This is a genomic window from Vicinamibacteria bacterium, from assembly GCA_035570235.1.
In the GTDB taxonomy this organism is placed as follows: Bacteria; Acidobacteriota; Vicinamibacteria; order Fen-336; family Fen-336; genus DATMML01.
The window spans coordinates 1-2533 of the sequence record DATMML010000060.1 but is presented as its reverse complement, the minus strand read 5'-3'; the positions used below and the strand labels follow the sequence as shown (position 1 = coordinate 2533).

The window sequence follows — 2533 nt, the reverse complement described above, 5'->3', positions numbered from 1 at the left end:
GGACGAGCAAGTGAAGATCCGCGGCTTCCGCGTCGAGCTGGGCGAAATCCAAGCCGCCCTCGCCCGCCATCCCGCGGTGCGCGAATGCGTAGTGACGGCCCGGGAGGAAGACGGCGATCGGCAGCTCGTGGCCTACGTGGTGCCGGGGAGGGGGGGCAACCTCCACGCAGGGGAACTGCGCGCGGGGCTCAAGAAGCGGCTGCCTGAGTACATGGTGCCTTCCGTGTTCGTGGTATTAGAGGCGCTTCCCCTCACACCGAACGGAAAAGTGGACCGGAGTGCGTTGCCCGCGCCGGAGCCTGAAGCCCGGAACGAGGGTGCTTCGCCACGAACGCCCGTCGAATGCGCACTGGCGGGGATCTGGTGCGAGCTCTTGGGCTTGGACAAAGTTTTCGTGGGCGACGACTTTTTCGGGCTGGGCGGTCACTCTCTGCTCGCCACCCGGGTGGCCTCCCGCCTCCGCGAGGCCTTCGGTGTGGAAGTTCCCTTACGCGCCCTCTTCGAGTCGCCGACTCTGGAGTCTCTGGCCGACCAGATCGAGACCGCCCGCTGGCTTTCCGCAAGCCATACGGCAGCGCGGACGGGTGGAGATCGGGAGGCCGGCGAACTGTGAGCGCGAGCGTGTCCCATCTCGTGGCGCGCCTCCGGGCCCTCGACGTGAGGGTCTGGTCCGCAGACGGGCGGCTGCACTACGACGCGCCTCCGGGCGTGGTCACCGCCACGCTAAAGGCCGAGCTCGCCGGCCGCAAAGAGGAGATCCTGGCCTTCCTTCGCGAGGGCCGGAGGCGGAGCGCAGCCGTTCCCCTCCTCGAGCGGCGGCCCCGCGCGGAAGCCCCGGCGCTCTCGTTCGCGCAGCAGCGGCTCTGGCTGCTCGATCAGCTTGGTGCAGGGTCGGCCTACAACGTCTCGGGCGCGTTCCGGTTGGTCGGCCACCTGGACACTCTGGCCTTGGAGCGGAGCCTGGCCGAGATCGTACGCCGGCACGAGTCCCTGCGCACGACCTTCGAGGCGGTGGCGGGACGACCGGTGCAACGGATCGCGGCCGAGGCCGGGCTGCGCCTGTCTCTGGTGGACCTGCAGAGCTCGGGGCCGGAGGGGCGGGAGGCGGAAGCCAGGCGCCTCGCCTCCGAAGAAGCCCGCCGACCGTTCGACCTGACGCGCGGACCCCTGGTGCGCACGACGCTCATCGTGCTGACAGAGCGGGAGCACGCGCTCCTCCTGACGATTCACCACATCGTGGCGGACGGGTGGTCGCTCGGGATCTTCGCGCGCGAACTGGCCGCGTTGTATACGAGCTTCGCGGCCGGTCGGGGCTCCGAACTGCCCGAGCCTCCGTTCCAGTACGTGGATTTCGCGACTTGGCAGCGCGAGTGGCTGCAGGGGGAGACCCTAAATCGCCAGGTCGCCTACTGGCGGGCGCAGCTCGAAGGAGCGACCACGCTGCGGATGCCGACGGACCGGCCACGTCCGGCGGTGTCGAGCTTCCGCGGGGCCGTGTGCTTCCGTCTCCTGCCGGCCGGACTTCTGGAGGCGGTCGGATTGTTGGGCCAGGCGGAGAGCGCAACGCCATTCATGATCCTGCTGGCGGCATTCCAGGCTCTGCTCCAACGGTACACGGGGCAGGACGACATCATGGTGGGCTCTCCGATCGCGAACCGGAACCACGCCGCCCTGGAGGGCGTTATCGGCTTTTTCGTCAACATGCTTGTGCTGCGCACGGACTGCTCCGGAAGCCCGACGTTTCGGCAACTCGTGAGCCGGGTGCGAGGAGTGGCCCTAGATGCCTACGAGCACCAGGATCTGCCCTTCGAGAAGCTGGTCGAAGAGCTGGGCGTAAAGCGCGATGTAGCGCATAGCCCCCTGGTCCAGGTGACCTTCGCCTTGCAGCACGCCCCCACGGAGGCCCTCGAGCTGCCTGGCTTGAGCTTGCGTCCGCAAGAGGTGGAGGTGGCAAGCACACATTTCGATCTCGAGATGCACCTAGGGGAGAGCCCAGCCGGCCTCAGCGCTGCCCTCGTCTACGACACCCAACTCTTCGCGCCGACAACAGCTGAGCGGCTCTTGAGGTATTACGAGCGGCTTCTGGAGGCCGCCGTGTTGCATCCGGAAACGCCGATCGCGGCGCTTCCATTGCTCGAGACAGAAGAGCGGGGGGAGATGCTCGCGCTCGGGGAGGGTGGCAGGGAGTCCTACCCGCGGGAGGCGACGGTAACGGAGCTTTTTGAGGGGCAAGTGGAGCGGACGCCGGATGAGTTGGCGGTGGTGTTTGGGGAGGAGCGGCTGACGTATCGGGAGCTGAACGCCCGCGCGAACCGGCTGGCGCACCGTCTGCGTGGCCTGGGGGTGGGGCGCGAGGTGCGGGTGGGGATTTGCGTCGAGCGGTCTGCGGAGCTGGTGGTGGGGCTGCTGGGCATCCTGAAGGCGGGGGGGGCGTACGTTCCGTTGGATCCGAGTTATCCGAAGGAACGGCTTGCTCTGATGATCGAGGACGCACAGGTAGGGGTGTTGCTCACGGAGGAAGGGAAGCGGGAAG

2 protein-coding genes are annotated in these 2533 nt (G+C 67.8%); both read left to right on the top strand.

The features are described 5' to 3' along the window. On the top strand, positions 1–613 hold a 613-nt coding region (locus tag VN461_10890), incomplete at its 5' end, for a phosphopantetheine-binding protein (GenBank protein HXB55282.1). After that, positions 610–2533: condensation domain-containing protein (locus VN461_10885; protein HXB55281.1), on the top strand; the 1924-nt coding region annotated here is incomplete at its 3' end. The genes VN461_10890 and VN461_10885, both read left to right, overlap by 4 nt.